We start from the raw sequence: 25,093 nt of genomic DNA on the forward strand, positions 1-25,093 counted from the left end.
GAGGAGGGCCCGGCCGTGCGACGCAGAGCGAGCCTTGTCCTGTTGGCCCTGGCCGTTTTCTTCGCGGCCCTCGCGCCGCTGCTGCGCTGGTACGCGTACCCGCGGCTCGCCAAGATCCCGCCGGAGCAGTACCAGGAGATGGTCCTGGAGGCGAAGGACGCGACCCTGCTCGACTACACCGGCGGCATGCAGCCGAAGAAGGTCGACAAGGTCACCATCGTCCAGACCCTCAAGGGCAACGTCGAGGCCTCGAAGGAGATAGAGGCCGGCGCGGGCAAGGACGTGGTCGTCTGGGACACGCTGTCCTACATCATCGGGCCGGACGGCAAGATGGTCTCCCAGATCCCCGAGCGCTACATCTTCGACGCGCACACCCAGGACCCGGTGCACGCCACCGGCGAGATGGTCGACGGGGACCCGGTCAAGCGCGAGGGCATCGAGTTCAAGTGGCCGTTCTTCACCGAGCCGCGCGACTACCTCTACTTCGACGCGCAGACCCGGACCTCGTCGCCGATGCACTACGTCGGCCCCCGTACCTACCGGGGCATGGAGGTCTACCTCTTCGAGCAGACGGTCCCGTGGACCAAGGTCCCCATGCCCAAGAAGATGCCGATCGAGGGCATCGACCCCGCCACGATCGAGGCCACCACCGGCACCACCCTCTGGTACACGGTCAAGGCCCGGTTCTGGGTGGACCCGGTCACCGGGGCGCCGGTCAACGCCGAGCAGGACATCCAGCAGGAGATGCGCGGCGGCATCGCCGCCAGTGGCCCCGACGGCAAGCTCACCGCCTTCGCCGGGCACGTGACCATGCGCGAGGACTACGCCAAGTACACGGTCGACCTGGTCAGCGCCAACCGTACGAAGGTCCTCGCGCTCCACACGTACGCGCCGATCGGCCTGGCGGCCGGCGGGCTCGTGCTGCTCGGGCTCGCGCTGTGGCTGGAGGCCCGGGGCCGGCGGGCCCGTTCCCGGGACGCGGAGTTCAGCGCCTGAGCCGGGCGTTGGTGTGGCGGGTGGGCTCGGCGGTCGCCGGGTCCTCCGGCCAGGGGTGCTTTGGGTAGCGGCCGCGCAGCTCGGCGCGGACGGCCTTGTAGCCGACCCGCCAGAAGGAGGCGAGGTCGGAGGTGACGGCGGCGGGGCGGCCGGCGGGCGACAGCAGGTGCACGAGCACCGGCACACCGGCCACCTTCGGGGTCTCGGCCAGCCCGAACAGCTCCTGGAGCTTGACCGCGAGCACCGGCTGCCCGTGCTCGGCCGAGTAGTCCACCCGGATCCGGGACCCGCTGGGCACCTCCAGCCGCTCCGGAGCCAGCTCGTCGAGGCGGGCGGCCTCACCGGTGGCCCAGGGCAGCAGCCGGTTCAGGGCCTGCCCGGCGTCGATCCGCCCCAGGTCGGCGCGGCGCCGGGCGCGGGACAGCTCGGGCTCCAGCCAGTCGTCGGCCCGCTCCAGCAGGGCGGAGTCGTCCCTCACGTCGGGCCACGCGCCGCCGAGCGTGCGGTGCAGGAAGGCCAGCCGGTCCCGCAGCGCGTGCGCGTCCGCGGACCAGCGCAGCAGCGCCGGCCCCTCGGCGCGCAGGCCGTCGAGCAGGGCGGCCCGGACGAGCGCCGGATCGGGCTCCCGCAGCGGGCGCACGGCGAGCTCGATCGCCCCCAGCGTTTCGGCGTTGCGCGCGAGGACGTCCCCGTCCTCCCAGCGGACCTCTTCTCGCTCGGCCAGGAGGTGGCCGGCCGCGGCCCGCGCGGTGGCCTCGTCGACGGCGGCGGCGAGCCGGATCCTCGCGGAGGCGGAGTGCGGGGGCCTGTCGGCGACGGCCACGGCGAGCCAGGGCGCGCGGCGCAGCGGTGACCCCTCGGGGAGCTCGGCCGCGGTGCCGTTGGCCATGAGGAAGGCCGTCTCGTTCTTGGCCCGTGCCACCCGCTCGGGGAACGCGAGCGCGGCCACGATCCCGGCGGCGAGGTCGTCGGGTGCGGCTCCGCCGCCGGCGCTCCGCCCCGGACCCCGGTCCTCAAACGCCGGAGGGGCCGGATTTCGGCTGCTGCCGTCCACCAGGCGCGGCTGATCTGCCCGCAGGGCAACTCCAGCCTCGCCGGCGTTTGAGGCGCGGGGGTCCGGGGGCGGAGCCCCCGCCGGGTCCGGGGCGGAGCCCCGGGACGGGGGGCTGGGGGCGGAGCCCCCGGTTTCGGGAAGGGGCGGGGTGGGGGAGAGCCCCGCAGGGTCGAGCGCGGCGCGCTCCAGGCGGCGGGCTTCCGCGCGCCAGCGGGGGGCGTACGCGTCGCCGCCCCGGCGAGCGGTACGCCACGCGGCGGCCAGGTCGTCCCCGTACTCCCGCGGCGGCTCCTCGCTCAGCAGCGCCACGACCTCCGCCGCCCGCCGCGCGCCGACCGCCGCGGAGACGTCCAGCAGTGCCCGCGCCAGCCGCGGGTGCAGCCCGAGCCGGGCCATCCGCAGCCCCCGCTCCGTCGGCCGGCCCGCCGGGTCCACCGCGCCGACGGTCACCAGCACCTCCCGCGCGGCCGCCATCGCCCCGGCCGGCGGCGGGTCCGGCAGGGCCAGCCCGGCGGCGTCCGGATCGCCCCAGCACGCCGCCTGCAGGGCGAACTGCGCCAGGTCGGCGATCCGGATCTCGGGGGAGGGGAACGCGGGCAGGCGGCCGTCCTCGGCCTCCGGCCAGCAGCGGTACACCGCCCCGGGGGCCTCGCGCCCCGCCCGCCCGGCGCGCTGGCGGCCGGCCGCGCGTGAGGCCCGTACGGTCGCCAGCGCACCCAGCCCCCGGGCGTGGTCCACCCGGGGTTCGCGGGCCAGCCCGGAGTCCACGACCACCCGCACCCCCGGCACGGTCAGGCTGGACTCCGCCACGGCGGTGGAGAGGATCACCCGGCGGCGCTCCGAGGCGGTCAGCGCCGCGTCCTGCACCGCGGCGGCGGCCCGGCCGTGGAGCTGGAGCACCTCCGCGTCCACGCCGCCCAGCTGCCCGGCCACCCGGACGATCTCCCCGACGCCCGGCAGGAAGCACAGGACATCGCCGGAACGTTCCGCCAGCGCCCGCCGCACCACCGACGCCACGTGCGCGAGCTGGGCCGGATCCACCCGCATCCCGTGCGGCGGCCGCACCGGCCGGGCCGGCGGCGCCCACACGGTCTCCACCGGGTACGAGACCCCCGCGGCCTCCACCACCGGCGCGTCCCCGAGCACCCGGGACCACCCGGCCGCGTCCGTCGTCGCCGAAGCCGCCACGAGCCGCAGCTCCGGCCGCAGGGCTTCCCGTACGTCCACCAGGAACGCGGCGACGGTGTCGGCGTCCAGGTGCCGCTCGTGGCACTCGTCCAGGACCACCACGTCCACGCCGGCCAGCTCCTGGTCCCGCTGGAGCCGCTGGAGCAGCACACCGGTGGTGACCACCTCCACGACGGTGTCGCGGCCCACGACCCGCTCCCCGCGCACCGTGAAGCCCACAGACCCGCCGACGGCCTCGCCCAGCAGCCACGCCATCCGCCGCGCCGCCGCCCGCGCGGCGATCCGCCGGGGCTCGGCCACCACGACCCGGCGGGCCGGCCCGCCCCCGACGAGGCCGGCCAGGACCAGCGGCACCAGCGTGGTCTTGCCGGTGCCGGGCGGGGCGCAGAGCACCGCCGCGCCGTGGCCGTCCAGGGCCGAGGCGAGCGCGGGCAGGGCTTCCCGTACGGGAAGGGCGTCGAGGGCGGCGGTGCGGATCACGTCAGTCGCGCTCGCAGACGAAGATCGCGGTACCGGGGATCAGGTTCCCGCGCAGTGGGGACCAGCCGCCCCACTCCTGGCTGTTCCAGGCGGGCCACTCCGGCTCGACCAGGTCGACCAGGCGGAAGCCGCCCGCCACCACGTCGCGGACCCGGTCGCCGAGGGTGCGGTGGTGCTCCACGTACACGGCGCGGCCCTGCTCGTCCTGCTCGACGTACGGGGTCCGGTCGAAGTAGGAGGCGGCGACGGACAGCCCCTCGGGCCCCGGCTCGTCGGGGAAGGCCCAGCGGATGGGATGGGTGACGGAGAAGACCCAGCGGCCACCCGGGCGCAGGACGCGGTGGACCTCGCGCATGACGTTCACGGGGTCGGCGACGAAGGGGACGGCCCCGTACGCGGAGCAGGCGAGGTCGAAGGAGCCGTCGCGGAAGGGCAGCCGCCCGGCGTCGGCCTCCACGAGGGGGACGCCCTCGCCGATGCGCAGGGCGTGCTGGAGCTGGCGGTGGGAGAGGTCCAGGGCCACCGGGCGGGCGCCCTGGGCGGCGAGCCAGCGCGAGCACTGGGCGGCGCCGGCGCCGATCTCCAGGACGTCCTTGCCCTTGAGGGAGGCGGCGGGGCCGAGCAGGGCGGCGTCCGCCTCGTCCAGGCCCTCCGGTCCCCATACGAAGCGGTCGTCGCCGAGGAAGGCGCCGTGCTCGCTCTGGTACTCGTCGGCGTTGCGGTCCCACCAGCCCCGGCTGGCCCGGCTGCTCTCCGCTTCCCCGGCGTCACGGCGCGTGGCCTCGGCGTCCTCGAAGTCGTCGTCGTGTCCGTCGGCGAGTCCGTCGGCGGTGTCCGGATCGGCCTCGTACGCGTCTTCGGGGGCGTAGTCCTCTTGGTTCATGGGGCCCGTCGTCGTAGTGTGCGGATGTCGGTGGAAGTCCGTGGTATGCCGCGGACCGCCCCGGACGTGGCCGGGGCGCTGCTGCAAACGTGTCGGGAGCGTCATCACGCCCTCCCCGCACACGAATTGTGCCGGATATGCGGCGATCCTCCGGGGGTGTGCGCCTTCGCGCATTGACCCTGTCCGGCGGCCCCCGTATGCTACAAGTTGCGCTGCGAGCCTGTGCTCCTCAGACCTAGCAGGCTGCGCTTGTATCTGTTGATGTCCCCTCGGTTTTCGAGGCCCTCTCCGCTTCTCGCGGATCAGGGGCTTCCTTGGCTGTCCGGCTTCATCGGCAGATGCCGATAAGGGCTCCCGGCGTAGCAGTACCTACGACTTTCTGTCCGTAACCGGAGCCCTTTCCCACATGACGAGCAGCACCGAGACCACCTCTACCACCCCGCAGGTAGCGGTCAACGACATCGGTAACGAGGAAGCCTTCCTCGCCGCGATCGACGAGACGATCAAGTACTTCAACGACGGCGACATCGTCGACGGCGTCATCGTGAAGGTCGACCGGGACGAGGTCCTGCTCGACATCGGTTACAAGACCGAAGGCGTGATCCCGAGCCGTGAGCTCTCGATCAAGCACGACGTCGACCCGAACGAGGTCGTCAAGGTCGGCGACGAGATCGAGGCCCTGGTTCTCCAGAAGGAGGACAAGGAAGGCCGTCTGATCCTGTCCAAGAAGCGCGCTCAGTACGAGCGTGCCTGGGGCACGATCGAGAAGATCAAGGAAGAAGACGGCATCGTCACCGGTACCGTCATCGAGGTCGTCAAGGGTGGTCTCATCCTCGACATCGGCCTCCGCGGCTTCCTCCCGGCCTCTCTCGTCGAGATGCGCCGCGTCCGCGACCTCCAGCCCTACGTGGGCAAGGAGCTCGAGGCGAAGATCATCGAGCTGGACAAGAACCGCAACAACGTGGTCCTGTCCCGCCGTGCCTGGCTCGAGCAGACCCAGTCCGAGGTTCGCCAGACGTTCCTCACCACCCTGCAGAAGGGTCAGGTCCGCTCCGGCGTCGTTTCCTCGATCGTCAACTTCGGTGCCTTCGTGGACCTGGGTGGCGTCGACGGTCTCGTCCACGTCTCCGAGCTGTCCTGGAAGCACATCGACCACCCGTCCGAGGTTGTCGAGGTCGGCCAGGAAGTCACCGTCGAGGTCCTCGACGTCGACATGGACCGCGAGCGCGTCTCCCTGTCGCTGAAGGCGACGCAGGAAGACCCGTGGCAGCAGTTCGCCCGGACCCACCAGATCGGTCAGGTCGTCCCGGGTAAGGTCACCAAGCTGGTTCCGTTCGGTGCGTTCGTCCGCGTGGACGAGGGCATCGAGGGTCTGGTCCACATCTCCGAGCTGGCCGAGCGCCACGTGGAGATCCCGGAGCAGGTCGTCCAGGTCAACGACGAGATCTTCGTCAAGGTCATCGACATCGACCTCGAGCGTCGCCGGATCTCGCTGTCGCTGAAGCAGGCCAACGAGTCCTTCGGTGCCGACCCGGCGTCGGTCGAGTTCGACCCGACCCTGTACGGCATGGCCGCGTCCTACGACGACCAGGGCAACTACATCTACCCCGAGGGCTTCGACCCCGAGACCAACGACTGGCTCGAGGGCTACGAGAAGCAGCGCGAGGCCTGGGAGACCCAGTACGCCGAGGCGCAGCAGCGCTTCGAGCAGCACCAGGCCCAGGTCATCAAGAGCCGCGAGGCCGACGAGGCCGCTGCCGCCGAGGGCGCTGCCGCCCCGGCCGCCGGTGGCAACGCCGGTGCGGGCATCTCGGGTGGTTCGTACTCCTCGGAGTCGGACGAGACCTCCGGCGCCCTGGCGTCGGACGAGGCCCTGGCCGCGCTCCGCGAGAAGCTGGCCGGCGGCCAGAGCTGATCGCAGCGCGCACCACGCCTCCGGGCGTGAGCCGAGCTGGTTGAGTTGAAAGGTGAGGCCCGTCCCCTTCGGGGGGCGGGCCTCACTTCGTTGCCGACGGTTGCCATCTCTTGTCATCTCTTGCCAACTGGGGAATGGCGGGGCCCTCTTGGACGTTCCTTCCAGAGAACGCTGCGAGGGAGGAGTGGTGACGGTGCTTGATCCACAGGGGTTGTACGAATGGGACGCCAAGGGCCTGGCGGTGGCCGACCTGGCGCTCGCCCAGGACTCGGCCGGGCTGGTCATGCTGTACCACTTCGAGGGGTACATCGACGCGGGTGAGACCGGCGAGCAGATCGTCGAGCGGCTCCTGGACACCCTGCCCCACCAGGTGGTGGCCCGCTTCGACGCGGACCGGCTGGTGGACTACCGGGCCCGCCGCCCGCTGCTGACCTTCAAGCGCGACCACTGGACCGAGTTCGAGGAGCCCCGACTGGAGGTCCGGCTCGTCCAGGACGCCACCGGAGCCCCCTTCCTGCTGCTCTCCGGCCCGGAGCCGGACGTGGAGTGGGAGCGCTTCGCCGTCGCCGTCCGGCAGATCGTCGAACGCCTCGGCGTGCGCCTCTCGGTCAACTTCCACGGCATCCCGATGGGCGTCCCGCACACCCGTCCCGTCGGCATCACCCCGCACGGCAACCGGACCGACCTCATGCCGGGCCACCGCAGCCCCTTCGACGAGGCGCAGGTCCCGGGCAGCGCGGAGTCGCTCGTCGAGTTCCGGCTGGCGCAGGCCGGGCACGACGTGCTCGGTGTCGCCGCGCACGTACCACACTACGTCGCCCGTTCCCCGTACCCGGACGCGGCGCTGACGGCGCTGGAGGCGATCACGGCGGCGACCGGGCTGGTCCTGCCGGCGGTGGCGCACGCGCTGCGGACCGAGGCGCACCGCACCCAGACGGAGATCGACCGGCAGATCCGCGAGGGCGACGAGGAGCTCGTCAACCTGGTGCAGGGGCTGGAGCACCAGTACGACGCGGCCGCCGGCGCCGAGACCAGGGGCAACATGATCGCCGAGCCCGCCGAGATCCCGTCGGCGGACGAGATCGGCCGCGAGTTCGAGCGGTTCCTGGCGGAGCGCGAGGGCGAAGGCTGAGCGACGCGCGGGGGCCCGGACCGGTGCCCCGGCACGCGAGGCGCCGTGAGGGCGCCGGTGCGGGGGGCTGTGGGCCCGGCGCCGGCGGGGGCTAGGCTGCGGGCATGCTGAAGGTGGGCCTGACGGGCGGAATCGGTGCCGGCAAGAGCGAGGTCTCTCGACTGCTGGCGGGGTACGGGGCGGTCGTCGTGGACGCCGACCGCATCGCACGGGAGGTCGTGGAGCCGGGCACGCCCGGACTCGCGGCCGTCGTCGAGGCCTTCGGGGAGTCGGTGCTGACCCCGGACGGCACGCTGGACCGGCCGAAGCTCGGTTCCGTGGTCTTCGCGGACCCGGCGAAGCTCCGGACCCTGAACGCGATCGTGCACCCGCTGGTCGGGGCCCGGTCGGCCGAGCTGGAGGCCGCCGCGGGGGCCGACGCGATCGTCGTGCACGACGTACCCCTGCTCACCGAGAACGGCCTGGCCCCGTTGTACGACCTGGTGGTCGTCGTGGACGCGGCACCCCGGACCCAGCTGGCACGGCTCACCGCACTGCGCGGGATGCCGGAAGCGGAGGCCAAGGCCCGGATGGCCGCTCAGGCCACCCGGGAGCAGCGGCTGGCGGTGGCGACCCTCGTCATCGACAACGACGGGCCGCTGGAGGCGCTCGAACCGCAGGTGCGCAAGGTGTGGGAGGAACTCACGGAGCGGGCGGCGGCAGCCGCGTAGCGACCGCGGCGGCGGTCCGGCGGACGGCACGGCTGACGTGTGCATGGAATAGCGGTCGGGGCGGGGGCGTTGAACGCGGCCATAGAGGGAAGGATCCATCCGTGTCCGAGTCCACGCGCCCCACGCCGCCGGCCAGCCCCGAGACCCACGTCATCGACTACCGGGCCGCCGAGCAGCTGCTCGCCGCCCGCGACCCGCGCGGCGCGGTCAAGCTGCTCGACTCGGTCATAGCCGCCCACCCGGAGAACACGGCGGCCCGCCTGCTGCGGGCCCGCGCCTTCTTCGCTGCGGCCCAACTTCGCCCGGCGGAGCTGGAGTTCGAACTGGTGCTGGAGCGGGAGCCGGACAACGCGTTCGCGCACTTCGCGCTGGCCCGCACCCATGAGCGTTCCGGCCGCCACGACCAGGCCCGCAAGCACTTCCGGCTGGCGGCGGCGCTCGACCCGCAGCCGGAGTACCTGGAAGCGGCCCGCTTCGAGGACTGAGCCTCAGCGGCCGCGCGGGGGCTCGTACGGGGGGATGTTCCTGCCCGGCTGGTAGTGCGGGCCCTGGTGGATGTGCCGGACGACGACGGCCATGTCCACCGCCGCCAGCACGAAGACCACCGCGCAGGCCGCCGCCCACCCGGGACGACCGACCAGCGAGAAGGCGGCCGCTCCCGCGGCGCTCCAGACCAGCCCCCACATGCTCAGCCAGAACCGCAGCCGCAGCGGACTGCGGGCGGTCGCCGGCTCGTTCCCGGAACGCATGACCATCGCTCATCGCCTCTCGGTTCCATGGTCCCACTGGGGGCGCGGTGATGGCGGGGCGTGCCGTTCACGTGCCGTTTCAGGGATTGAGCCTGTTCACGGCCGTCGTGGTCGTCCGGCGGAACCCGGCGACCGGGGCGTCGGACAGGTTGCCCATCTGGCCCCACTGCGCGACGGTCACGGTGGATCCGTCGCGTCCGATCCCGAAGAGGTGCACGCCGGGTTCGGACTCGGGGAGCGAGGTGTGCACCCCGTAGACGTGCGCCCCTTCCTCGACGGGGAGCGTTCCGTAGTCCTCCCAGGAGGCGGTGCCGCCGGGGGTGGCCCGCAGCCAGTCGGCGGCGCAGGCCGCGACCTTCCGCTCCAGGCTGCGGACGAGCCTGGCGGCCGCGGCGGGCGTGGCGGACCGTACGGAGAGCTGCACGGCGCCCGTGTCGTACTCGGTGCCGAAGCGGCGGTGCCAGCTGCCGGCCTCGGGCAGCACGCCCTCCAGGCAGATCGGCGGGAACTCGGGCAGCCCCTTGGTGACCTCGTCGGCGTACCAGGGGGAAGTGGGGTGCGGCGGCAGGTCGGTGCCGTCGATGAACCCGGGTGCTGTGGGAGCGGCGGTGGCGGCGGTGCCAGCAGGCGCCGGGATCAGCAGGAGGGCGGCGGCCGCGGCGAGGGCGGCGGCGGTGCGTCGGACGGTGATGCCTGTAAGCATGGTCGGTCTCCCCGTGGGTGCTTCGTGGTTCGTGCGGTCTGTACGAGGCTCTTCCCTGGACGGGCGGCGGGTCGACGGATTGCTGCGAAGTCGGGACGGTGGAACGCCCGTAGCGGCTGCCACCTGGGGGAACACCCCCTGCATGGAACGGAGTCACGGGACGGGTGAGGCGGAGGCCTTCGCGCGGCGGATGCGGGAGCTGAAGGGGCGCGCCGGGCTGAGCTACGGGGCGCTGGCGCGCAGGCTCCATACGAGTACGTCGACCCTGCACCGCTACTGCAACGGGGATGCGCTGCCGGTGGAGTTCGCGGTGGTGGACCGCTTCGCGCGGGTCTGCGGGGCTTCGGCGGCGGAGGCGGTGGAGCTCCACCGGGCGTGGTTGCTGGCGGACGCGCGGCGCAGAGCGGGGGCGGAGCCGCCGGTCCCCGGGGGGCCCGTGACGGGGGCGGTGCCGGAACCGGTCGCCGCCGTGACGCCGCAACCGGGGCAGGGGCAGGGGCAGGGGCAGGGGCAGGGGCAGGGGCCGGAACCGGGGCCGGGTCCGGGGCCTGAGGTGCGTGGGGCCCGGTACCGGCGGCGGGGGTTCGTGTTCGGGGCGGCGGGGGTGACGGCGGCCGTACTGGCGATCACCGCTGCGGTGGTGGTGACGGCGTCCGGGCGGGGGGCGGCTCCGGTCCTGTCGGCGCCACCGGCGGTGTCCGCGTCGCCCTCCGCCGCCCCGTCGGGTTCGCAGGCGGCGTCGGCGTCCCCATCGGCAGCGGTGCCCGCGCCGTCCCCATCGGCTCCGACGGCCTCGGGGACCGCGCCGGGGGCGAGTGCGTCCGTATCCGTGTCCGCACCCGCTCCGGCCGCCGTGGTGCCGGTCAAGGCCGCCGTGCGCTCGCACGTGTGGGCGGCGGGGTGCGATCACGCGTATCTCATCGAGCGGGAACCCGGGGCGGTGCCCGCGCCGCCCGTGGAGGCGGACGCGCCGGCCTGGGCGGCGGCGCAGCGGGCCGTGCACGCCGGGACGCAGATCGTGGAGGTCACCGTGCACGGTGCCGGCCCGGGCGCCGTGGTGCTGGAGGGCCTGGAGGTACGGGTGGTGGCCCGGCGCACCCCGCCGGCCTGGAACGTCTACCAGATGTCGCAGGGCTGCGGCGGAGGGCTGACCCCGGCCGCCTTCGCCGTCAACCTGGACGCCCCCCGCCCGCTGGCACGGCCCGTCCCCGGGAACGACGGGGGAGGGCGGCTGCCGGCCCCCGCGTTTCCGCTGAAGGTCTCGGCGGCCGAGCCCGTCGTCCTGCGGGTCGAGGCCACCACCACGGGCTGCGACTGCGACTGGTTCCTCGACCTGCGGTGGACCGGCCCGTCCGGTTCCGGCACCCTGCGCATCGACGACGGCGGGCGGCCGCTGCGGACCAGTGCGGCCACCGGCCGACCCGTGTACGGCTACGCCGCGGAACAGGGCCGCTGGGGGCGCTGACCCGCAGGTCAGAGGCGTTGTCAGAGGCCGCGCCTAGACTCGTCGGCAGAGGGTTTCGTCCGGCACGACAACACCTCGGCAGGACAGCACATCGGCAGGACAGCACATCGGCACATCGACCGGGGAGGGGGAGACCGTGACGCCGCAGGCATCCGGGCAGGCGCTGTTGCGCCACGCCGCCGTCTTCCTGCCCGCCGCCGTCCCCCGCGAGGGCCGGGTCGCCTTCTGGGCACCCGACGGCGACCCCCTGCCCGCCGTGGGCACCGCGACACCGCTCTGCGTGGTGCGTCCGCACGGTGACGGCGTCCGCAGCCGGACGGTGCCCGCCGTGACCTTCTCCGTGGCCTCGGCCCTGCCGCTGCTGGCACGCGCGCCCCGCAGCCCGGCGGCGCATCCTGCCACGCGGGCGTGGGGCACCGCCGCCGTGCAGGCCCTGTCGCTCGCGGCGCGCGGCCGCCTGCTGCCCGGTCTCACCCCCGAGGGCGTGGACGCCTGGCGTGCCGGGCCGCTCGACGCCGCCGATGTCGCCCACCTCCGCGCGGTCGCCGCCGCCCTGCCGCACGAGGGGTACGCGACGCCGCTGGCCGGCCGCCGCCCGCTCCGGCTGCCCGAGCCGGAGGCGCTGGTCCGCGCCTTCCTCGACGCCGTCGCCGACAGTCTGCCCCGCACCCCGGCGGCCGCGGTGGCCGCCGGCCGGCCGTTCGCCGCCCGGGAGCCGCAGCAGGTGGCCGGGATGGAGGAATGGGCCGCGCAGGTCGCGGCCGGGGCGGACACCGGCGTCGGGATCTCGCTCCGGCTCGACCTGTCCTCCTTCGCCCTCTTCGACGAGGCGGCGCAAGAGGACACCCGTCGTGCCGGAGCGGCCGTCGTGCAGGTGCACAGCCTCGCCGATCCGACCCTGGTCACCGATGCCGCGCGGCTGTGGGCGGGCACCGCGGCCGCCGGGTTCGGGCCGCGCGCCCGGATCGACGCCGTGCTCGCGCTGCGCCGGGCCGCCCGCGTGTGGCCGCCGCTGCTGCGCCTGCTGGAGCAGCCCGTTCCCGACGCCCTCGCCCTGTCCGATCCGGAGCTCGAGGACCTCCTCGGGGTGGCCGCGAGCCGGCTGGCGGGCGCCGGGGTCCTGGTCCACTGGCCGCGCGAACTGGCCCGTACGCTGTCCGCGACCGCGGTCGTACGGTCCACCGCGCCCGGATCCGCCACCGACGGCACCGCCTTCTTCGACGCCGACCACCTCTTCGACTTCTCCTGGGAACTGGCGCTGGGCGGCGACCGGCTGACCCCGGGGGAGATGGAGGCCCTGGCCGAGGCGCACCGGCCGGTCGTCCGCCTGCGGGACCAGTGGGTGCGGGTCGATCCGGAGCTGGTGCGCAAGGCGCGCAAACGGCAGCTCGGCCTGCTCGACCCGGTCGACGCGCTGGCCACCGTGCTGACGGGAACGGCAGAGGTCGACGGAGAGCCGGTGGAGGCCGTCCCGGTGGGGGCGCTGGCCGCCCTGCGGGAGCGGCTGACGGGGGAGTTGGCCCCGCTGCCGCAGCCCGCCGCGCTCAAGGCCACCCTGCGCGACTACCAGGCGCGCGGCCTGGCCTGGCTGGACCTGATGACCTCGCTGGGCCTGGGCGGTTGCCTCGCCGACGACATGGGCCTGGGCAAGACCGTCACGCTGATCGCGCTGCACCTGCACCGGGACCGGCCCGAGCCGACGCTCGTGGTGTGCCCGGCCTCCCTGCTCGGCAACTGGCAGCGGGAGATCGAGAAGTTCGCCCCCGGCACGCCCGTGCGCCGCTTCCACGGAGGCGGCCGCAGCCTCGACGATCTGACCGCCCCCGAGGGCGGCTTCGTGCTCACCACGTACGGGACGATGCGGGCCAGCGCCCCGCTGCTGGCCGAGCAGAGCTGGGGCATGGTCGTCGCCGATGAGGCCCAGCACGTCAAGAATCCGCATTCGGCGACGGCGAAGGCACTGCGCACCGTTCCGGCGCCGGCCCGGGTGGCGCTCACCGGTACCCCGGTGGAGAACAACCTGTCCGAGCTGTGGGCGCTGCTCGACTGGACGACGCCGGGACTGCTGGGGCCGCTCACCACCTTCCGGGCCCGCCACGCCCGCCCGGTGGAGCACCAGCAGGAGGAGGACGGCGGGAACGAGGCGGCGGTCGCCCGGCTCGCGGCGCTGGTGCGCCCCTTCCTCCTGCGCCGCAAGAAGTCCGATCCGGGCATCGCCCCCGAGCTGCCGCCGAAGACGGAGACCGACCATCCGGTCTCGCTCACCCGCGAGCAGGTCTCGTTGTACCGGGCCGCGGTGGATGAGGCGATGGCCGTGATCGAGGCGAGCGAGGGCATGGAACGCCGCGGCATGATCATGAAGTTGCTGGCCTCGCTCAAGCAGATCTGCAACCACCCCGCGCAGTACCTGAGGGAGGAGCAGCCCCGGATCCCGCACCGTTCGGGCAAGCTGGCCCTGCTGGACGAGCTGCTGGACACGATCCTCGCCGAGGGCGGGTCGGTGCTCGTCTTCACCCAGTACGTGACGATGGCCCGGCTCATCGAGCGGCACCTGACGGCCCGGGGGGTCGAGCACCAACTGCTGCACGGAGGGACTCCGGTGGCGCGCCGCGAAGAGCTCGTGGACCGGTTCCAGGCGGGCGAGGTCCCCGTCTTCCTGCTCTCGCTCAAGGCGGCGGGCACCGGATTGAACCTGACCCGCGCCGGGCACGTCATCCACTTCGACCGCTGGTGGAACCCGGCGGTGGAGGAGCAGGCCACCGACCGTGCCTACCGGATCGGCCAGACCCAGCCCGTACAGGTCCACCGGATCATCGCCGAGGGCACCGTCGAGGACCGGATCGCCGAGATGCTGGAGGCGAAGCGGGCGCTGGCCGATGCCGTCCTCGGTTCCGGAGAGGCGGCGCTGACCGAGTTGACCGACCGCGAGCTCGCCGACCTCGTGTCCCTCCGGAGGCCGGAATGATCACCGCGCGCGACGACCGCCGTCGCACCTTCGAGACCGTGCCCGCCGGGGTGGAAGCCGTCAGCTGGTGGGGGCGGGCCTGGGTGTCGGCCCTCGAAGGGACCTCCTCCGACGCGGCCCGCCTGGCCCGGGGCCGTACGTACGCCGAGGAAGGCCACGTCGAGGCGGTCACCGTCACCCCCGGCAGGATCGTGGCGTACGTGCGGGGGAGCAGGGCCCGCCCGTACCGCACCGAGCTGTCCCTGCCGGCCCTCGACGATGCGCGGTGGAGGGAGCTCCTGGAGGTCGTCGCGGCCGAACCGGCGGCGCTCGCCGCGCTGCTGGAGCGGGAGGTGCCGCAGTCCCTCGCGGACGGCGTGCTGCCCGGAGCGGGCGAGCTCGTCCCGCACTGCTCCTGCCCGGATCACCGGCGTCCGCCGTGCAAGCACGCGGCGGCCCTCTGCTATCGGGCGGCCCGCCTCCTCGACGCGGACCCGTTCGTGCTGCTGCTCCTGCGCGGCCGGGGCGAGCGGGAGCTGGTCGAGGAGCTCGGCCGCCGCAGCGCCGCCCACGCCGCGCGCGAACGGCCCGACTCCGCCCCGGACTTCCCCGGCGTCCCGGCCCGGGAGGCGCTCGCGCGCACCAGCGTGCCGCTGCTGCCCGCGCCGCTCGCCGCGCCCGCCGCCGTGGGTCTCCCGCCCGCCTACCCGGCCGAGCCCGGCGGCCCGGACCCGCTCGCCCTGGACCAGCTCGCCTCCGACGCCGCGGCCCGCGCCCTGGCCCTGCTCACCACCGGGGAGGACCCGATCGCCGGGCTCACCCTCTGGCAGGACGCGGTCCGCCTGGCCTCCGCGCACCCCACGGCCGGCCTCACGGGGGCTGCCCGCACCCTCTACCGGGACCTGGCCCGCGCCACCGGCCGGACCACCACCGACCTCGCACGGGCCGCCGCGGCCTGGCGCCAGGGCGGCCGCTCCGCCCTGGCCACCCTCGAAGAGCCCTGGGACCCTCCGGCGGGCCCCTTCGACCGCGCGCGCCCCGCCCTCCTCGCCGCGGCCCAGGGCTCCTTCCGCCCCGAGCGCAACCGCCTCACCCGCGACGACCGACAGCTCCGCCTCGGCCGCGACGGCCTCTGGTACCCCTACGAGTCCCGTCTCGTGGGCGAGGACTGGTGGCCGACGGGCCCGCCGTCCCCGGATCCGGTCACCGCTCTGCCGAGCTGAGCCCCGCCGCCCAACGGGTCAAGGTGGTGAAGTCGCGGTCGCGCAGGCCGTGGCGGGGGTGGATGCGCAGGAGGAGGGACGGGGCCGGGTGGTGCGCGGCGACCCACTCGCGGTCGCGGGGGGTGATCATGTCGTCGACCCAGGCGAAGGGGCGCCCGGCCGCCCAGTCGACGAGGGCCCGGGTCTTCCAGGAGAGGCCGTCCGGGTCGTCCACGAAGAGCTCCGGCCATTCGACCACGGGCAGATCACCGGGCAGTCCGATGTGCGGTGCGATCAGGGTGTTGGCCTGGTGCGTCCAGGCCGTGGCCCAGGTGAGTTCGAAGGGCAGGGCCAGCAACCGGGCCCCGTGGGAGGGGTGGAGGCGGACGCGGGCGCCGCGTCGGGCCTTGCGGGATTCGGGGTCGCGGTAGGCGAGCCAGACGTCCGGGCGCATCCGGTGGGTGGTGTAGCCGCGCAGGCCGGCGCTGAGTGAACGGAACGGGTTGAGGGGGCCGTCCACATCGAGGAGGAGCACGGGTCGTTCGGTCATGAAGTAGGCACTACCCAGTACACGATGGAGTGAAATGCCTACCGGCCCTATAACCCGTATGGGTTCAGAGCGTTGTTCCCGGCGTGGGTGCAGCGCCCGCGAACTCCTCCGGAAGGCAGGGAAACTGATGCGTCGCAGTCGTCGGAATGGCTTGATCGCGGCGGTGGTCGCGGGAGGTGGGATGGCGGCCCTGGGTGTGAGCGGGTTCGCCCACGCCGATGCGGACGCGGGCGGCCGGGCCGAACGTTCGCCGGGGCTGCTGTCCGGGAATCTGGTACAGCTGCCCGTGCACGTCCCGGTGAACGTGTGCGGGAACACCGTCAGCGTGGTCGGCGTGCTCAATCCGGCGGCCGGCAACGGCTGTGCCAACGACGCGCCCGGGGGCGGTGGCGGGCATCCGGAGCCGAGGCCCTCGCATCCGTCGTCCCTCTCGAAACCCGGGGCCGGGGCCGGCGGGGGTGCCTCGGCCGATGGGCGCGGAAAGGATTCGCCCGGTGTGCTGTCCGGCAATGGCATCCAGCTGCCGGTCGACCTCCCGCTGAACGTCAGCGGCAACTCCGTGAACGTCGTGGGCGTCGGCAACTCCTCCCACGGCAACACCTCCGTCAACGGCGAGACGCCCGGCGAAGCCGTGCCGACCCCGCCGCCGCCCGCTGTCGAGCGGCCCGTGTCCCCGCAGCCTCCGGCGGCGCCGCCGCGGCACGGCGGGGCGCTCGCCCTCACGGGCTCCGACGGCCTCGGCTACCTGGTGCCCGGGGGCGGGGCCCTCCTTCTCGGAGGTGTGCTCCTCTACCGCCGCTTCCGCCTCAACCAGGACTGACACGCCACCCGTCCAGGATGGCGTCGATGCGCGGGGCCAGCCGGGCCCGGGCCGCGAACCGCGGTACTCCCGCCATCAGCAGGGCGTCGTACTCGGTGTCGGTGTGCCGCACGGCGGCGCGTACCGCGACGGTGACCGCCAGTTCGTCGAGGGCCCGGCCGGCCGCGGTCCGGCCCACCCGGCCGCTACCGCGCAGCGAGGCATGGGTGGCGATCGCCACGGCCCGGTCGGCGGGGCAGCCCGGGAACAGCCGCACGATCTCGGCGGCGAACGCCGCGGTGAACCGGGTGTCCTCGGCGGTACGCCGCACCCGGTCGCGCTCCCGGCGCCGGGCCCGCGCCTCGGAGTCCGCGAGGCAGGCGCGTTCCGCGCGGGCCAGCGCGGCGTCCTCGACGAACAGGCCCTGGCGCTCGTAGCGGCGGCGGCGCTTGTTGAAGCGGACGACGACGGCCGAGAGCGAACTGGCCTCGCGGGAGCGGCGGGTGAGCGCGGCGTCCCCGCGCGGCAGGTACACCAGGTGCCCGAGGTCCGCGCAGTCCAGGCAGCGGGGCACGCCGGCCTCCCGGACGAGGTGCCGCAGCGGGCCCTGCCGGCACTCCGCACAGTGGATCTGCTTCGCGGACTCGAACACCACCAGGCTCATGCAGGTGTGATACCGCCGTTGGGTCCTCATATCACCTGACAGGGAACGGCGGTTGATGTTTCCGAAATTTCTCTCCGCCTCCGTGCCGCCCTCCTACCGTGATGCGGTGGCCCACCACCGGTCCACAGAGGAGGGGTAGATGCGTGCACTGCAGGTGAGGGCCGCACCGCCCCGTGCCACCACCCCGAGACCCAGACCGAAGCCGCAGTCGAAGTCACTGCCGAAGTCACTGGCGAAGGCCAATCCGAAGCCGAAGGCGAATCCCCGCTCGAAGGCCAGGGCGAAGCAGGCGGTGCCGGGCCGGGAGGTCGTCATCCCGCCGGGCGGCTGCACCGGCTGGCACTTCCACAGGGTCCCGCTGGACGCCGTGGTCCTGGCGGGGACCCTGACCCGGGTCCTGTCCGACGGCACGGTCGAGACGCACCCGGCGGGGACCTCCTTCGTGGAACCCGCCGGCATCGACCACATCCACCTGGGCCACAACCTCGGCGCCGAACCGGTCGTCCTCCACATCACCCCCGCACTCCCGGCGGGCACCCCTTTCGCCATACCCACCCCACCCCCGCCGGGGGTCACCGGGTCGGCCTGCTGCCGTTGACAATGGACCGGTGCGGTTCGAAGCGATCACCTGGCAGCGGATGGCCGAGCGGCTCGCCGGTCACCTCGACGACACCCCGTCCTCGGAGAGTTGGCGGCGAGTCGGCATCGACGGGGCGCCCGCAGCCGACACCGGAGTCCTCGCGGGGCACCTCGCGGAGGAGCTGCGCCTGCGCAGCCGGCCCGCGCTGGTGGTGGCGGCCGAGGGGTTCCTGCGGCCGGCCTCCCTGCGCTTCGAGTTCGGGCGCGAGGACGTGGACTCGTACCTCGGCGGCTGGTACGACACCGCAGCGCTCTGGCGGGAGGTGTTCGGCCCGACGGACCCCGGCGGCACCGGGCGGGTGCTGCCCGACCTGTGGGACCCGGTGACCGACCGCGCGACCCGCAGCCCGTACGTCGAACTCCCGCCCGGCGGCGTGCTGATCGTGCACGGGCCGCTGCTGCTGGGGCACTGGTTCCCCTTCGACCTCAGCGTCCACATCCGGTTGTCGGCGGGGGCGCTGGCCCGGCGCACCGAGGAGTCGGCGCGCTGGACGCTGCCGGCCTTCGCACGTTACGAGGCGGAGAGCGACCCGGCGTCCGGCGCCGACGCGGTGGTGCGCGCCGACGACCCGCGCCATCCCGCCTGGACCGGTCTGCCCCGCTCGGCGGGCTGACCTCCGGACGCCCGCCCGCGCCGGACGTCCGGGATGGGTAACAGGGGCATCTGCGCTCGGCGACGAACCGGATCCGGCCATCGTCCCGGCCGCAGCCCCGCGCTACGTTGACGCCAGACTTCGACGGAGGCCACCCGGTGGTGCCTTGGCAGAGGGGGACGGCGATGGACGGACGTGGCAAGGCGGTCACGGGGCCGAGACGGCTGCGGCGGCAGGCGTGCGCCGCGCTGGTGTTGTGCGGGGCCCTGGTCCTCACGGCGTGCAACGGCGACGACGGCAGCGGGGCCGCGGGAGCCGCGGGTACGAGCCCCGGCGCGAGCCCGGCGAACCCGTCGGCCACGGCCGGCGCCACAGCCGGCGCCACGGGCACCCCCGGTGGAGCGACGCCGTCCGCCTCCGCGACCTCCACGAAGAAGCCGACCCCGACCTCGACCGCCCCTCCGACCGGCAAGCCGAAGCCGCCCGCTCCCGCTCCCGCCCCCACCTGCGGCAAGCCGCCGGTATCGGACGACGAGATCGCCGTCTACCGCTGGACCCCCGAAGGCGGGTCCGCCAACCTGATCGTCAAGCACGGGAACTGGGGCTGCGCCGTCATGGACGGCAAGACTCCCTTCGTGACGGTCGGCGAGGAAACCTTCATCCCGATCGCCGAGGACGCCAAGATCACCGCCATGACCCCCGTCGTCGCGAGTTCCGTGAGCAAGCCGATCACCCTCCATGAGCTCACCTCGTGGCTGGAAGCCCACCCGAACAGGGGCCTGGTGTTCCACTACAACGCGAACCACCGGGGCATCATCGAGACCCTCGGCCAGGAGGAATACACGCTCTAAGGGCGCCCGCCCAGCCGGGTGACCGCCCGCGCGGCGGCCCGGCACCCCGCCCGGGCCGCGTCCGCCGGGGTCGCGCCCGCGAGCCGGGCCGACAGGAAGCCGCCGGTGAACGCGTCCCCGGCGCCCGTGGAGTCCAGCGCCCCGGCCGGCTCCGCCGGGACCTCGGCGGTGATCCGGCCCCGCTCGGCGACCAGGGCTCCCGCCGCGCCCCGGGTCACCACCACCAGCGGTACCCGCCGGCTCAGTTCCACCGCCGCACGGGCCACCCCCGCCGGTTCGGGAAGCCCGGCCAGCAGTCGGGCCTCGTCCTCGTTGGGCAGCAGCACGTCGACCCCCGTCACCGCGTCGAGGAACCGGCGCGGCCCCAGCGCGGCCAGGAACCCGGCCGACGCGGGGTCCACGCTCACCGGCACCCCGCGCGCCCGGGCCGCCCGCAGCGCGATCAGTGCCAGTTCCCGGCTGCTGTCGGCGAAGAACAGGTAGCCGGACAGGTGCAGGTGGGCCGCCCCGTCCAGCAGGGACGGGGTCCAGTCGGCGGGGCAGAGCCGCAGCGCGGCACCGCTGTCCGTGAGGAAGGTCCGCTCCGCGTCCTTGCCGACCAGCGCGACCACCGTCCCGGTCGGCTCGTCCGGGTCGACCACCAGCCGCGGCCGTACCCCCGCCGCGAGCAGGGCCTCCTCGTGCCAGCGCGCCGAATCGGCGCCCACCCGCGCGAGCAGCCGGACTTCCGAGGCCCCCGTGCGGGCCGCCCAGCAGGCCGCGTTGGCCCCGGCGCCGCCGGGCAGGGTCCGGATGTGGGCGGCCGTGTCGGTGGCCGGAGCCAGCGGCTCCGGATGCACGGCGACCACGTCCGTCACCACGTCCCCGACCACCAGCAAAGCCCCGCCCGCTGCCTGCCCGCCCGCTGCCTGCCCGCCCGCTGCCTCCCCGCCCGGACCGCTCCCGCTCACCCGGTCCCGGTCCTGGCCCCCGTTCCCGTCCCCGCCTTCGCCCGTACCCGCGCCGCTCAGCGGGCCCGTCACGCCCGGGCCGCCCAGGCCCCCGCGATCCGGGCCCCGAGCCGTACGTTGCCCCGTACCGCCGCCAGGTTCGCCTCCAGCGAGGCCCCGTCCGTCGCCCGTACCAGGTACCCCAGCAGGAACGGCGTCACCGCCTGCCCCGTGATGCCCTGCGCCCGGCACTCCGCGAGCGCCTCCGCCAGCACCCGGTCGTGCAGCTCCGGATCCAGCTGCTCCGCCTCCGCCACCGGATTGGCCACCAGCAGCGCCGACTCCGGCCCGCCCAGTGCGTCCTGGGCCGCCATCACCGCCGCCACCTCCTCCGGCCGCTCCACGGCCCAGTCCACCGGCTCGCCCGAATCGGCCAGGTAGAAGCCGGGGAAACGGTCCGTCCCGTATCCGAGCACACCCACTCCCAGCGTCTCCAGCCGCTGCAGCGTGGCCGGCACGTCCAGGATCGACTTCACGCCCGCGCACACCACCGTGATCCGCGTCCGGGCCAGCAGCGACAGGTCCGCCGATTCGTCCTGTGTCTGCGCCCACTCGCGGTGGACGCCTCCGAGCCCGCCCGTGGCGAAGACCCGCAGGCCCGCCCGGGCGGCCAGGAAGGCCGTGGCCGACACCGTCGTCGCCCCGGTCGCGCCCGCCGCCAGGGCGGGTGCCAGATCCCGGTGGCCGAGCTTGCGGACCCCTTCCCCGCCGGCGATCCGCTCCAACTGCGCCTTGTCCAGGCCCGCGTACGCCACTCCGTCCAGGACCGCGATCGTCGCCGGAACGGCGCCCTCCGATCTGACCAGCGCCTCCAGTTCCAGACCCACCGCCAGATTGCGGGGGCGGGGCAGGCCGTGCGCGAGGATCGTCGACTCCAGGGCCACCACGGGCCTGCGCCGGGCGAGTGCCTCACGTACCTCTTCCGACAGGACCGGGAGCTCAACCGCTGTGTGCTGTGACATGTCCCCATCCATGGCACGCGATCGGCGCGCCCAAACGCGCTCCCGCCACTCCCGCCGCAAGCTGTCCGAACAGCGTCCCCACTGGACAGGGTGACTCGCCGGGCGGGCCGTTCCTGGACGCTCCGCTCACCGTGTCGCCCCGGTGGGCCGGACTACGCTGGCGCGCCATGAGCACCAGTGACCACTCCGCAGCCCCCGCCTCCTTCGCCGTCTCCGTGCCCGACGTACCGGACGCCGAACTGGAGGCCGATGACCTCGACCCCGACCAGATCGTCTCCGGGGACCCCGTCGTGACGGGCAAGGTGCTCTGGGAGTCGGCGGACGGCAAGCAGCTGCGCGGGATCTGGCAGATCACCCCCGGCGTGGTCACCGACATCGAGGCCAACGAGCTGTTCGTGGTGGTCAGCGGCCGCGCCACCATCGAGGTCGAGGGCGGCGCGACCCTGGAGGTGGGCCCCGGGTCCGCCTGTGTCCTGCGGGAGGGTGACAAGACCACCTGGACCGTGCACGAGACGCTCCGCAAGGCCTACCACATCAGCTACTGAGCGCCCTTCGGGGAGACGGGATGGCGGCGCGCGGTGAACAGGGCGAGCGCCGCCAGCGGCAGCAGCAGCGCGGCCCCGATGGCGTTCAGCCAGCCGTAGCCCGCCTGGGACATGACCAGGCCGGCGGCCGCGCCGCCCAGGCCCGCGGAGGCGTTCATCGTGAGGTCGCTCAGTCCCTGTACGGCGGCCCGCGCGGGCTGCGGGACCGAGTCGGTCAGCAGCGCCGAGCCGGACACCATGCCGGCTGACCAGCCCAGGCCGAGCAGGAACAGGCCGAGCGCGCTCTGGGCGTGGCTGGGCCCGGCGGTACCGGCGAGCAGCGCGGCGGACGACAGGAGCCCGGCGGCGAGGCCGATCACGGTGAGCCGGCCGAGGCGGTCCGCGAGCCAGCCCATGACGGGCGAGAAGGCGAACATGCCGGCGATGTGGCCGCTGATCACCAGCCCGACGAGCTCCAGGCCGGCGCCGTGATGGCCCAGGTCCATCGGGGTCATGACCATGATCGAGACCATGACGGTGTGCGAGACCGCGACGGTGACGAGCGCGAGCCGCGCCCGGGGGGAGGCCTTGACGGCCGCGAACCCGGCACGCAGCGAGCGGCCTTCGCCGGACTGCTCCTCCGGCGAGGCCAGTGCGCGGGCCGTCAGCAGCGGGTCGGGTCGCAGGAGTACGGCGATCAGCGCGCCGGTCAGTACGAAGACGGCGGCGGCCCACACGAACGGGCCCGCCGTCTCGGGTATGGAGGTGCCGGCGAAGCTGCGGCTGGCCGGGGCGGAGAGGTTCGGGCCGAGCACCGCGCCGAGGGTGGAGGCCCAGACGACGACCGAGATGGCCCGGGCCCGGCGGTCCGGGGCGGCGAGATCGGCGGCGGCGAACCGGGCCCCGAGGTTGGCGGAGGAGGCCGCGCCGAAGGCGGCCATGCCGAGCATGAGCAGCGGGAAGCTCTTGATCGTGGCGGCGAGGACGACGAGCACCGCTCCGGCCGCGCCGATGCCGTACCCCAGCACCAGCCCGGGACGGCGCCCGCGCGCGGTCATCAGGGCGGCGAGCGGGAGCGAGACCAGGGCGGTGCCGATCACCGCGGCGGTGGAGGCGAAACCGGACAGGGCCTCGGTGCCGCTGACCTGGGTGGCCAGCACGGGGGCCAGGGCGATGCTGATGGGCACGCCGAGGCCGCCGAGGACCTGGCTGGCCATGAGCACCCCGGAGGTGCGCCGCTGCAGCCGGGCCAGCTCCTCCTCGGTCCGCAGGAGCGGCTCGGCCGACCGGTCGGTGCCGGAGGACGCGGTCACGCGGTACACCCCCGTCGAGACGGCGGGACGGAGCGCGGGGTTCGGCCGGGTGCGGCGGCAGAAGTAGTCACCGCCGCAGTTTCCCACCCCTTACTGCCGAGGGGAACCGGAAAAGCGCGGGTGGCCGCCGGAACGGGCGTGCAGGTCAGAACAGGGGCTGCGGCAGGACGCCCTCCAGCGCGAGGAGCCGCCGCTTCGTCTCCACACCGCCCCCGAAGCCGCCGATGCCCCCGTCGTTCTCCACGACCCGGTGGCACGGCACGACCACCGGCAGCGGATTCGACCCCATCGCGTTGCCCACCGCCTGCGCGGCTCCCGGCTGACCCGCGCGGGCGGCCAGTTCCCCGTAGCCGACGACCGCGCCGTACGGGACGGAGCGGTCCAGCTCCTGGAGCACCTGCCGGTTGAAACCGGAGCTGAGGCGCCAGTCCAGCGGCAGCTCGAAGCGCCGCAGCGAACCGGCGAAGTACGCGGTCAGTTGACGTATCGCCTCGGCCAGCAGCACCTCCTCGCCCGGCGCGGGCCGCCGGGCGTCCGCGCCGAGCCGGGAGACGAGCGAGCCGATCATCGCGTCGACCCGCTCCGGCGCGGCGTGGAACTCGACCCGGACCAGACCCACCGGGGTCGCGGCCAGGAGGAGGTCCCCGATGCCGGTGTCGCCGGTGGAGAAGACGGTCCATTCGAGGTGCGGCCCGCGCGGCCGCTCGGTGCTGTCCACGCCTCCACCGTACGGGCCGCCACCGACAGCGCCGCTCAGAAGCCGCCCACCGCCTCGCGGACCACGTCCGGGGCGTTGGTGATGATCCCGTCCACCCCCATCGCCTGCACCTTCCGGGCGGTCGCCGCGTCGTCGACGATCCAGGTGTCCACCTCCATCGCCTTGCCGTGGGCCCCCAGCAGGCCGTGCACCGCGGCGACCCAGTCGGCCGAGATCGTGGTGTGCCACGGGTTGATCCGGTCCGTGAACTCGGCGTACTTGGGCAGGTCGGCCACGGTCGGGGTGCCCAGGAAGGCCGTCACCAGGTCCGGGCGCAGCCCGTGCACGATGCGTACGGAGTCGGCGCTGAAGCTCTGCACCACCAGGCGCTGCGTCACATGGCGCTCGTCGAGCCAGCCGGCCTCGCCGAGCACCTTCAGGGTCTGCTCCTCGATCCCCGGGTAGAGCTCCGGCTTCTTGATCTCCAGCAGCAGCCGCTGCCGGTTGCGCTGCACCCGGTCGAGGTACTCCCGCAGGGTCGGCACGAAGGCTCCCGCGTACTCCTCGCCGAACCAGCTGCCCGCGTCCAGCCGGGCGATCTCGGCCGCCGTGAAGTCCTTGACCCTCCAGGGCTTGCGGTCGGGGAAGACCTGTTCCACGTCGGTGGTCCGGGCGAGCGTGTCGTCGTGGATCACCACGAGCTCGCCGTCCTTGGTGCGCTGCACGTCGTTCTCGACCCAGTCGAAGCCCAGCCGCCTCGCCAGGTCGATGGCGTCGAGGGTGTTCTCCGGGGCGTACGCCGAAGCCCCCCGGTGGGCGTACACGACGGGTTCTCCCACCACCGCCCGGCGGGTGGCGGGGCCGGCGGGGGAGCCGGTGCCCGGGCCGGGAGCGGCGGCCGAGGCCGTACCGCCCAGCAGGGTGAGGGTGAAGCCCAGGAATGCGACGGCGGTCGCGGCGGCGGGGCGGACGTACATGTGCGTTCTCCTCGGGTCGTGAGCCCTGTTCCTGCGTCAAACGGGTGCGGAGCGGCAGACGTTGTGGGATGCACTTCACGGCGGTTGGCGGCGGTTCACGATGGGCCTTCACCG

24 protein-coding genes are annotated in these 25,093 nt (G+C 74.2%); 13 read left to right on the forward strand and 11 right to left on the reverse strand.

The annotated features are described in order from the left end of the window. Nucleotides 1–15: 15 nt before the first annotated feature. On the forward strand, nt 16–996 hold the full coding sequence (locus tag ACIQ5Y_RS19265) for a DUF3068 domain-containing protein (protein ID WP_403881397.1): 981 nt from the start codon (nt 16–18) through the stop codon (nt 994–996). Here the strand turns inward: ACIQ5Y_RS19265 and ACIQ5Y_RS19270 are convergent. Next, nucleotides 986–3,718 carry an ATP-dependent RNA helicase gene (locus ACIQ5Y_RS19270; RefSeq protein ID WP_403881400.1) on the reverse strand — a complete coding sequence of 911 codons (2,733 nt, stop codon included), beginning with the start codon at nt 3,716–3,718 and terminating at the stop codon, nt 986–988. The genes ACIQ5Y_RS19265 and ACIQ5Y_RS19270 overlap by 11 nt on opposite strands. 1 nt (nt 3,719) lies before the next feature. Beyond that, on the reverse strand, nt 3,720–4,601 hold the full coding sequence (locus ACIQ5Y_RS19275) for a class I SAM-dependent methyltransferase (RefSeq protein WP_403881403.1): 882 nt from the start codon (nt 4,599–4,601) through the stop codon (nt 3,720–3,722). A gap of 406 nt (nt 4,602–5,007) precedes the next feature. On the opposite strand from ACIQ5Y_RS19275, the gene rpsA reads away from it, so the two are divergent. The 4 genes from rpsA to ACIQ5Y_RS19295 all read left to right on the forward strand — a co-directional run bounded on the left by rpsA (nt 5,008) and on the right by ACIQ5Y_RS19295 (nt 8,843). After that, nucleotides 5,008–6,516, forward strand: coding sequence for a 30S ribosomal protein S1 (gene rpsA / locus ACIQ5Y_RS19280; protein ID WP_327413389.1), 1,509 nt, complete (start codon nt 5,008–5,010; stop codon nt 6,514–6,516). A gap of 193 nt (nt 6,517–6,709) precedes the next feature. After that, nucleotides 6,710–7,648, forward strand: coding sequence for a PAC2 family protein (locus ACIQ5Y_RS19285; RefSeq protein WP_403881406.1), 939 nt, complete (start codon nt 6,710–6,712; stop codon nt 7,646–7,648). Nucleotides 7,649–7,752: 104 nt separating this feature from the next. Next, nucleotides 7,753–8,358 carry a dephospho-CoA kinase gene (gene coaE, locus ACIQ5Y_RS19290; protein ID WP_403881409.1) on the forward strand — a complete coding sequence of 202 codons (606 nt, stop codon included), beginning with the start codon at nt 7,753–7,755 and terminating at the stop codon, nt 8,356–8,358. 101 nt (nt 8,359–8,459) lie between these two features. Next, a complete protein-coding gene (locus tag ACIQ5Y_RS19295) occupies nt 8,460–8,843 on the forward strand; it encodes a tetratricopeptide repeat protein (protein ID WP_403881412.1) in 384 nt (127 codons plus the stop codon). Nucleotides 8,844–8,846: 3 nt separating this feature from the next. On the opposite strand, the gene ACIQ5Y_RS19300 is transcribed toward ACIQ5Y_RS19295, so the two are convergent. Both ACIQ5Y_RS19300 and ACIQ5Y_RS19305 read right to left on the reverse strand, forming a co-directional pair. Continuing rightward, on the reverse strand, nt 8,847–9,107 hold the full coding sequence (locus ACIQ5Y_RS19300; protein WP_403881415.1) for a DUF6343 family protein: 261 nt from the start codon (nt 9,105–9,107) through the stop codon (nt 8,847–8,849). Nucleotides 9,108–9,186: 79 nt separating this feature from the next. Next, nucleotides 9,187–9,810, reverse strand: coding sequence for a hypothetical protein (locus tag ACIQ5Y_RS19305; protein WP_403881417.1), 624 nt, complete (start codon nt 9,808–9,810; stop codon nt 9,187–9,189). 142 nt (nt 9,811–9,952) lie between these two features. Between ACIQ5Y_RS19305 and ACIQ5Y_RS19310 the strand changes: the two genes are divergently transcribed. The 3 genes from ACIQ5Y_RS19310 (at nt 9,953) to ACIQ5Y_RS19320 (ending at nt 15,442) form a co-directional block, all read left to right on the forward strand. Next, entirely contained in the window at nt 9,953–11,275 is a 1,323-nt protein-coding gene (locus ACIQ5Y_RS19310) for a helix-turn-helix domain-containing protein (protein ID WP_403881420.1), read from the forward strand. Nucleotides 11,276–11,411: 136 nt separating this feature from the next. Beyond that, nucleotides 11,412–14,240, forward strand: coding sequence for an SNF2-related protein (locus ACIQ5Y_RS19315; protein WP_403881423.1), 2,829 nt, complete (start codon nt 11,412–11,414; stop codon nt 14,238–14,240). Further along, nucleotides 14,237–15,442: an SWIM zinc finger family protein gene (locus ACIQ5Y_RS19320; protein WP_403881426.1), complete on the forward strand. Its 1,206-nt coding sequence runs from the start codon at nt 14,237–14,239 to the stop codon at nt 15,440–15,442. The genes ACIQ5Y_RS19315 and ACIQ5Y_RS19320 overlap by 4 nt, the downstream gene beginning before the upstream one ends. Here the strand turns inward: ACIQ5Y_RS19320 and ACIQ5Y_RS19325 are convergent. Then, the gene (locus tag ACIQ5Y_RS19325; protein ID WP_403881428.1) at nt 15,423–15,971 is read right to left on the reverse strand and encodes a hypothetical protein; all 549 of its coding nucleotides are present in this window, start codon (nt 15,969–15,971) and stop codon (nt 15,423–15,425) included. The genes ACIQ5Y_RS19320 and ACIQ5Y_RS19325 overlap by 20 nt on opposite strands. A 181-nt stretch (nt 15,972–16,152) precedes the next feature. Here ACIQ5Y_RS19325 and ACIQ5Y_RS19330 point away from each other — a divergent pair, with 181 nt between their 5' ends. Continuing rightward, nucleotides 16,153–16,791, forward strand: a complete 639-nt coding sequence (locus ACIQ5Y_RS19330) for a chaplin (protein ID WP_403881431.1) — start codon at nt 16,153–16,155, stop codon at nt 16,789–16,791. Here the strand turns inward: ACIQ5Y_RS19330 and ACIQ5Y_RS19335 are convergent. Beyond that, entirely contained in the window at nt 16,778–17,434 is a 657-nt protein-coding gene (locus ACIQ5Y_RS19335) for a DUF2293 domain-containing protein (protein ID WP_403881433.1), read from the reverse strand. The genes ACIQ5Y_RS19330 and ACIQ5Y_RS19335 overlap by 14 nt on opposite strands. 139 nt (nt 17,435–17,573) lie before the next feature. Between ACIQ5Y_RS19335 and ACIQ5Y_RS19340 the strand changes: the two genes are divergently transcribed. The 3 genes from ACIQ5Y_RS19340 (at nt 17,574) to ACIQ5Y_RS19350 (ending at nt 19,517) form a co-directional block, all read left to right on the forward strand. Further along, complete coding sequence (locus ACIQ5Y_RS19340; RefSeq protein ID WP_403881436.1) at nt 17,574–18,032, forward strand: cupin domain-containing protein; 459 nt, start codon at nt 17,574–17,576, stop codon at nt 18,030–18,032. Nucleotides 18,033–18,042: 10 nt separating this feature from the next. Continuing rightward, nucleotides 18,043–18,687, forward strand: coding sequence for a uridine kinase (locus ACIQ5Y_RS19345; protein WP_403881438.1), 645 nt, complete (start codon nt 18,043–18,045; stop codon nt 18,685–18,687). A gap of 164 nt (nt 18,688–18,851) precedes the next feature. Continuing rightward, a complete protein-coding gene (locus ACIQ5Y_RS19350; RefSeq protein ID WP_403881441.1) occupies nt 18,852–19,517 on the forward strand; it encodes a hypothetical protein in 666 nt (221 codons plus the stop codon). On the opposite strand, the gene ACIQ5Y_RS19355 is transcribed toward ACIQ5Y_RS19350, so the two are convergent. Further along, on the reverse strand, nt 19,514–20,467 hold the full coding sequence (locus tag ACIQ5Y_RS19355; RefSeq protein WP_403881485.1) for a carbohydrate kinase family protein: 954 nt from the start codon (nt 20,465–20,467) through the stop codon (nt 19,514–19,516). The genes ACIQ5Y_RS19350 and ACIQ5Y_RS19355 overlap by 4 nt on opposite strands. Nucleotides 20,468–20,535: 68 nt before the next feature. Continuing rightward, nucleotides 20,536–21,468 carry a pseudouridine-5'-phosphate glycosidase gene (locus ACIQ5Y_RS19360; protein ID WP_403881443.1) on the reverse strand — a complete coding sequence of 311 codons (933 nt, stop codon included), beginning with the start codon at nt 21,466–21,468 and terminating at the stop codon, nt 20,536–20,538. Between the two features lie 167 nt (nt 21,469–21,635). Here ACIQ5Y_RS19360 and ACIQ5Y_RS19365 point away from each other — a divergent pair, with 167 nt between their 5' ends. Further along, a complete protein-coding gene (locus ACIQ5Y_RS19365) occupies nt 21,636–22,013 on the forward strand; it encodes a cupin domain-containing protein (protein WP_403881446.1) in 378 nt (125 codons plus the stop codon). Here ACIQ5Y_RS19365 and ACIQ5Y_RS19370 read toward each other — a convergent pair. From ACIQ5Y_RS19370 to ACIQ5Y_RS19380, 3 genes are all read right to left on the reverse strand, one after another. Next, nucleotides 22,007–23,209, reverse strand: a complete 1,203-nt coding sequence (locus tag ACIQ5Y_RS19370; RefSeq protein ID WP_403881488.1) for an MFS transporter — start codon at nt 23,207–23,209, stop codon at nt 22,007–22,009. The genes ACIQ5Y_RS19365 and ACIQ5Y_RS19370 overlap by 7 nt on opposite strands. A gap of 241 nt (nt 23,210–23,450) precedes the next feature. Then, a complete protein-coding gene (locus ACIQ5Y_RS19375; protein ID WP_403881449.1) occupies nt 23,451–24,023 on the reverse strand; it encodes a methylated-DNA--[protein]-cysteine S-methyltransferase in 573 nt (190 codons plus the stop codon). A gap of 35 nt (nt 24,024–24,058) precedes the next feature. After that, on the reverse strand, nt 24,059–24,979 hold the full coding sequence (locus ACIQ5Y_RS19380; RefSeq protein WP_403881452.1) for a glycerophosphodiester phosphodiesterase: 921 nt from the start codon (nt 24,977–24,979) through the stop codon (nt 24,059–24,061). Nucleotides 24,980–25,093: the final 114 nt, after the last annotated feature.

It is taken from the genome of Streptomyces sp. NPDC096339 (assembly GCF_044762985.1).
Lineage (GTDB): Bacteria > Actinomycetota > Actinomycetes > Streptomycetales > Streptomycetaceae > Streptomyces.

Coding starts and splice junctions, on each gene's coding strand:
- ACIQ5Y_RS19310 (WP_403881420.1), top strand. CDS start 9,953: ATGGAACGGAGTCACGGGACGGGTGAGGCGGAGGCCTTCGCGCGGCGG.
- rpsA (WP_327413389.1), top strand. CDS start 5,008: ATGACGAGCAGCACCGAGACCACCTCTACCACCCCGCAGGTAGCGGTC.
- ACIQ5Y_RS19365 (WP_403881446.1), top strand. CDS start 21,636: ATGAGCACCAGTGACCACTCCGCAGCCCCCGCCTCCTTCGCCGTCTCC.
- ACIQ5Y_RS19320 (WP_403881426.1), top strand. CDS start 14,237: ATGATCACCGCGCGCGACGACCGCCGTCGCACCTTCGAGACCGTGCCC.
- ACIQ5Y_RS19335 (WP_403881433.1), bottom strand. CDS start 17,434: ATGAGCCTGGTGGTGTTCGAGTCCGCGAAGCAGATCCACTGTGCGGAG.
- ACIQ5Y_RS19305 (WP_403881417.1), bottom strand. CDS start 9,810: ATGCTTACAGGCATCACCGTCCGACGCACCGCCGCCGCCCTCGCCGCG.
- ACIQ5Y_RS19360 (WP_403881443.1), bottom strand. CDS start 21,468: ATGTCACAGCACACAGCGGTTGAGCTCCCGGTCCTGTCGGAAGAGGTA.
- ACIQ5Y_RS19275 (WP_403881403.1), bottom strand. CDS start 4,601: ATGAACCAAGAGGACTACGCCCCCGAAGACGCGTACGAGGCCGATCCG.
- coaE (WP_403881409.1), top strand. CDS start 7,753: ATGCTGAAGGTGGGCCTGACGGGCGGAATCGGTGCCGGCAAGAGCGAG.
- ACIQ5Y_RS19325 (WP_403881428.1), bottom strand. CDS start 15,971: ATGACCGAACGACCCGTGCTCCTCCTCGATGTGGACGGCCCCCTCAAC.
- ACIQ5Y_RS19300 (WP_403881415.1), bottom strand. CDS start 9,107: ATGCGTTCCGGGAACGAGCCGGCGACCGCCCGCAGTCCGCTGCGGCTG.
- ACIQ5Y_RS19380 (WP_403881452.1), bottom strand. CDS start 24,979: ATGTACGTCCGCCCCGCCGCCGCGACCGCCGTCGCATTCCTGGGCTTC.
- ACIQ5Y_RS19350 (WP_403881441.1), top strand. CDS start 18,852: ATGGACGGACGTGGCAAGGCGGTCACGGGGCCGAGACGGCTGCGGCGG.
- ACIQ5Y_RS19370 (WP_403881488.1), bottom strand. CDS start 23,209: ATGGCCAGCCAGGTCCTCGGCGGCCTCGGCGTGCCCATCAGCATCGCC.
- ACIQ5Y_RS19340 (WP_403881436.1), top strand. CDS start 17,574: ATGCGTGCACTGCAGGTGAGGGCCGCACCGCCCCGTGCCACCACCCCG.
- ACIQ5Y_RS19330 (WP_403881431.1), top strand. CDS start 16,153: ATGGCGGCCCTGGGTGTGAGCGGGTTCGCCCACGCCGATGCGGACGCG.